Below are 5,523 nucleotides of genomic sequence, written 5' to 3'. Positions count from 1 at the left end.
TTCTGCGAGCCAGCTCTATCTTGAAGCCGTTCTGCGACAACGCAACGGACTGTGCCAGCAGCATCGACGCAAACTGATCGAAGTTTCCGCGCGATGCAGCACGCCCGACGAGCAAGACCTCCGCAGCCGTGTCCCGCCAGGGTTTGTGCGCCACGCCGCCCAAAGCCACATGCGCCATCGAGATCACGCCGTCATCGATTGTCAGCAACACTGCAGCCGATACAAGGGCAAAGGCATAAGACAGTCGGTCACGGATCTTCAGATAGCTGTATCGCTGGGCCTCGGGGGCAGGGGGCAACTCGATTCCAAGGATTATTTCGTTGTTTCGGAGATTTGTGTCCTGCTCGGGCCGCTCACCGGGCAACCGGTGAAAATCTGCAAGCGAAATCGAGCGTTCCCCGGCGGGACCCTGCACGATGATCGTCGCTCCGATCGCACAAAGAGCGACACACATGTCGGAAGGATGGGTGGCTACGCAGTCTTGGCTCGCGCCGAGAATGGCATGGTTCCGGTTTAGTCCGTTTCGTGCAGAACAGCCAATACCGGGTGTTCGTTTGTTGCACGGCGTCGTTACATCATAGAAATATGAACATCGCGTGCGCTGCAGCAGGTTGCCAGCGACCGTGGCCGCGTTGCGGAGCTGTGCAGACGCACCGGCGAGAATGGCGCTCGACAGCAAGGGATATCGGTTTTCGACGATCGAATGAAACGCCACGTCCGAATTCGTCACCAGAGCGCCTATCCTAAGGCTGCCGTCGGGGGTTTCGTTAATCTCCCGCAGCGGCAGGTCGTTGATGTCGATGACAGTCGTCGGTGTCGCTACATCGTACTTCATCAAATCGACAAGGTTGGTGCCGCCGGCCAGCAGTGTAGCGCCGGGATCGTCAGAAAGTCTCTCGATGGCTTGATCGATGCTCGCCGCGCGCAAATATTCAAACCGTCTCATGGCACCGTCTTCCGCCTGGGGGCCGCAACGACCTCTTCGATCGCGTCGACAATGCCAATGTATGCACCGCAGCGGCAAAGATTGCCGCTCATTGCTTCCCGGATCTCGGCGCGCGTTTTGGCCCTGCCTTCCGAGATGAGGCCGATCGCCGAGCATATTTGACCGGGTGTACAATACCCGCATTGAAGCGCGTCATGCCGCACGAATGCCTCCTGCAGAGGATGCAGTTCATTCGGCAGACCAATTCCTTCAATCGTTGTGATTTCAGAGCCATTGCGGCTCACAGCAAGCACAAGGCAGCTATTGATACGCATTCCATTGACGAGGACTGTGCATGCACCGCACTGGCCATGATCACAGCCCTTTTTCGTACCGGTAAGATTGAATCCCTCGCGAAGCAGATCAAGTAAAGTCACGCACGGTTCAATGCTGGTTTTGCGCTCAACACCGTTGACGGTCAGTGTCACTTGAAGTGCTGTGCTTGACCTCGCTTCCATCTTGGCCCCGCGGGTATTCATTCCCTTTGGTCTCGAGCTTGTATCGTTGCAGGTAAAAACTCTAGGCGCGCATTGGCGCTGTGACAAGTTTGAAAGCACGCGTAATCAAACAGCGAGTTTTACCAAGGAAGCTTTGTTAAAAGGATTGTGTCTGGATGCTGTCGCCGGGGCAATGCCGCTATTGGCTCGAAGGGACGCTCATGAAAGCCACAACACGATCCGGCGCCTGTGCCGACAAACCCGTCGGCCGTTTAGCTACCCTCGACAACCGTCATGCCATTGCGTTGCTAATGGCGTAACGCACACCATTGCTAGGGGGTTGAGCGTGTACTCACCACTTCATTGTCGTTGGCTCGAATATTTGAAACGTGTTCCGCCCGGCGGCCTTGGCGGCGTACAGTGCAGAGTCCGCCTTCTTGAAGAGCTCGTCTGGCGTGCAGGTGTCGAGGAGCGCGATCCCGACCGAGGCACCAAGCTTGATGGATTGGCCGCAGTGCTCAACGGGCCTGCTCACTGCCTCGACGATTTGGCCTGCAAGGTCCGCAATCGCGCTCTGGCACGAATGCGGTCCCAAGAGGACGGCGAATTCGTCGCCGCCGATACGCGCAACAACCTCCACGTCTCGGCACACTTGCTTGAGGCGTTGCGCAATCTCCTTCAAGCATTCGTCTCCGACCGCGTGGCCCAACGTATCGTTCACGCCCTTGAACCCGTCAAGATCGATTAGCATCAGTGCTCCGGACGCATTCGGCTCGCGCTCGCATAGATTTGAAAGTCTGGACTGAAACTGGCTTCGATTGGCCAGTCCAGTCATTAGATCGAATTCCGCCAGATACCGAGTCCGTTCCAACAGTATTTTCTGCTCGGTGATGTCTTGCTTCATCCCAAAGATGCGCACGGGAACATCCTCAGCGCACTCGACTGTGGCGGTCAGCCGTATCCATCGGCGATTGCCCTTCGCGGTGATGATCTCGGCGTCCATATCGAAGCTGCCGCGCTCGTCGATCGCTTTGCTACGCCGCACGTGAAGTTCTTTGGCTGAAGCTTCCGAATAGCAATTTACGATTTGAGCCCGATCGAGTGGCGAGCCGCGCGGAAGATCGAAGAGGTCATAGACCACATCCGTCCAATGCAATGTCTCTTCAGGTAAAGTGCATTCCCAAACACCGATCTTGGCGACCGCCGAGGATCGGTTGAAAATCTTCCGGCTGTGCGCGAGGGCGGCGGCTTGCTCGCGTATCAGCGTCTCCTTCGCCTCCAGTTCCGATTGCATGCGCGCCATGTCGGCGCCATTACGGTGCGGCACAATCAATGAGATTACTTCCGCTGCCAAATCGACAAGGCGGCGTATCTTTGTGGCAGACAAGCTAAGCGGACGAGTATCGGACATACTCCAACTCTATAACCTTCCTTGAGCGGCACGTCGCGTCCCTCGCGCCGACGCGCTTAACACTTTCTATCTAGCGGTTTCGGTGAGCTCAAGGGCCGAGCAGTAGAATTTCACTCAGATAAACATCACTGTTTTGACCGGCAACTGCCAAGGAAGCAAACACGCCGAGCGCCTGCAACGAATTAGCGTTTTTGTGATCCTCCAGTCTTACCCTGTCGCTTTGAGATGTACCCTCATGGGGGTGCTACTACCAGCAGTCAACCTCCTGCGGCGTATGTCGCGAATGCGGACAGGAATGCTACAGTTTTATGCAGCTGGAGCGAGCTGCGTTGGCTGAAATTCAACCGGTGTCTTGCGACCGAACCTCTCGATCAGAGCGATAACCCGTACCCGTGATTGCGTTCGAGTAGAATGTCGGCGGACGGGAAGACCGGAAAGGGTATCTATCCGGACGGGATGGTCGAACATGACGGCCACGTTGGATTGCTGCTGAAGAAGCTCGACGATCTCGGCATCGCCGACAACACCATCGTCGTCTCCACCAGTGACAACGGCGCTGAGGTCATGACTTGGCCGGACGGCGGAAACACGCCGTTCCGCGGCGAAAAGGCCACGAACTGGGAAGGTGGCTATCGCGTTCCGACGCTGATCAAATGGCCGGGCGTCATCAACCTAGGCACGATTTATAATGAAGCGTTCTCGCATTACGACCTCATTCCGACGTTCTGCGCAGCGGCCGGCGAACCGGACGTCGTCAACAAGTGCCTAAGTGGCTACACCGCAGCCGCAAAGACCTTCAAGGTTCATCTCGATGGCTACAACCTGATGCCGTTCTTCTCGGTGAGTGCGGCCGACTCGCCGCGCCGCGACTTCCTTTATTGGAACGACGACGGCGAACTTGTCGCCGTGCGCGTTCAGGACTGGAAGGTTGTCTTCAAGTCGCAGGATCATGAGGGCATTGGTGTGTGGCGATTGCCAATCAGGCTTGATTTGGCGCGTCGCAACGGCGCGTCGAATGTCCGGTGATGGGCGCTCAGCGGATATCGTCCATTCAGCTCGGCCGGTGTTAGGCCTTATCGCATCCATCATCAACGTTCATGGTACGAGCGACCTCGAGCGATTGATCCATTCGATGGTCTCGTGTTGCGGCATTGGCTTTGCAAAATAATAGCCTTGCATGGTCGCACAACCGAGCTGTCGCAATGCATGGAGATCCGCTTCTGTCTCAACTCCTTCAGCGACAACCTCTATTCCGAGTGACTTGCCGAGGCTCAGCATTGCCTGCACCACGTTGCGATCGTCCGTTGATCCGGCGATGCCAGCGACGAAGGAGCGATCAATTTTGATCCGATCAACATGCAGCTGTCGAAGCGACGACATCGAAGAATAGCCGACCCCAAAATCGTCAATGGCGATCCGCACGCCCTCGTTGGTCAATGCAGCAAGTTTGCCTTGCACGGATCGAATATCCTTGGCTGTGTCCTCGGTGATCTCGATCTCGAGCATGGACGCCGGCAAATCCAGTCTGCGCAGTTTTGCGATTATCAGGTCGTCCACGGCAATTTGAGCCATTTCACGCGGAGACATGTTCATCGCCACCCTCATATGACCGAGGTTCATTGCGCGCAATGTCTGCATCATGGCGCATACATCTTTCAGAATGTATCGAAACAGCGGCTCTGCAAGTCCCGATAAAGACGCAACTGCGACCAGATCGGTAGAGGGAATCCATCCATGTCGAGGATGGTTCCAGCGTACCAGAGCCTCCAAGTCACTAAGCTTGCGTCCTCCGTCACCCAAAATAGGCTGAAACCAGACCTCCACCGCATCATTGCTCAACGCTTTCGCAAGATCCCTCTCGATATCCCGCCTCATCTCGAGGTGACTGCGCAAGCTTTCGTCGAATATGTAGTACCGATTGCGACCCTGTGATTTCGCCTTGTAGAGCGCCGCGTCCGCACGTACCAGCATCTCATCGATATCGCGCTGGTTGGATGCACAAACGCCGATGCTGATACCAATGCGGCCAGCATCGAAGGTGGCAAACGGAATGGACATTGTTGCGATCAACTTGGTCGCTACAATTGAAATTGCGTCCTCAGCAAGTGTGGCGTCAAACAGAACGGCAAACTCATCTCCTCCCCAACGTGCCACGAGGACGCCATCTTGGAGGCTTTGACGAAGCCTCCTGCCGACCTCAACAAGCACCCTGTCGCCCGCTTTATGACCGAACGCATCGTTGATTGATTTGAAACCGTCGAGATCGAGCAACATGAGGACTAGCCCCGCGCCAGAAGTTGGCGAAGAAGCAACCGCTTGCATCAAGCCACCGCGGTTGAGAAGTCCTGTCAGCGCGTCGTGAGCCGCGCGATGCCCCATTTCAGCTGCGGCTTCCGTTGCCTGATCCCTGGCTGTTTTCAGGGATTCTGCCATGGCGGTGGCCTCATTCTTGAGCCTGCTTGATTGCCGGAACAAACCCTCGCTTTCCCTAGCCCCACGTATCAACGCTGCCAGGTAAAGCAAGGTCGTTGCTGCCAGGCAGTAGCGTTCAAACCCTCCTGCGTAGACCAGGCATCCGGCAACCGACAAAAGCACCGGTACAATGTAACAGATCGGCATTCGCGCATAAGCAAACCCGGCGGTTATTGCGCCCGCTGTAATCCCGCACAGGACAACCAAGTAGAAGACTG

The 5,523-nt window shown here is 56.2% G+C and carries 4 protein-coding genes and 1 pseudogene; 1 reads left to right on the top strand and 4 read right to left on the bottom strand.

The genetic code is table 11. The annotated features are described in order from the left end of the window. The 3 genes from AAAC48_RS03575 to AAAC48_RS03565 all read right to left on the bottom strand — a co-directional run. Positions 1-946 (bottom strand): xanthine dehydrogenase family protein subunit M (locus AAAC48_RS03575; protein WP_340652851.1); only part of this gene is annotated, 946 nt, incomplete at its 3' end. Next, positions 943-1,464, bottom strand: a complete 522-nt coding sequence (locus AAAC48_RS03570) for a (2Fe-2S)-binding protein (protein ID WP_340652850.1) — start codon at positions 1,462-1,464, stop codon at positions 943-945. The genes AAAC48_RS03575 and AAAC48_RS03570, both read right to left, overlap by 4 nt. A 310-nt stretch (positions 1,465-1,774) precedes the next feature. Further along, positions 1,775-2,833, bottom strand: coding sequence for a diguanylate cyclase (locus tag AAAC48_RS03565; RefSeq protein ID WP_340652849.1), 1,059 nt, complete (start codon positions 2,831-2,833; stop codon positions 1,775-1,777). A 417-nt stretch (positions 2,834-3,250) separates the two neighbouring features. Between AAAC48_RS03565 and AAAC48_RS03560 the strand changes: the two are divergent. Continuing rightward, positions 3,251-3,802 (top strand): annotated as a pseudogene (locus tag AAAC48_RS03560) (sulfatase-like hydrolase/transferase); the annotation flags it as partial. A gap of 126 nt (positions 3,803-3,928) precedes the next feature. On the opposite strand, the gene AAAC48_RS03555 reads toward AAAC48_RS03560, so the two are convergent. Continuing rightward, a partial coding sequence (locus AAAC48_RS03555) for an EAL domain-containing protein (protein WP_340652848.1) occupies positions 3,929-5,523 on the bottom strand: 1,595 nt, incomplete at its 5' end.

Source organism: Phyllobacterium sp., from assembly GCF_037994405.1.
Classification (GTDB): Bacteria; Pseudomonadota; Alphaproteobacteria; order Rhizobiales; family Rhizobiaceae; genus Phyllobacterium.
Note: the sequence above shows the minus strand (reverse complement) of the source record. Positions and strands in the feature narration are given on the sequence as shown.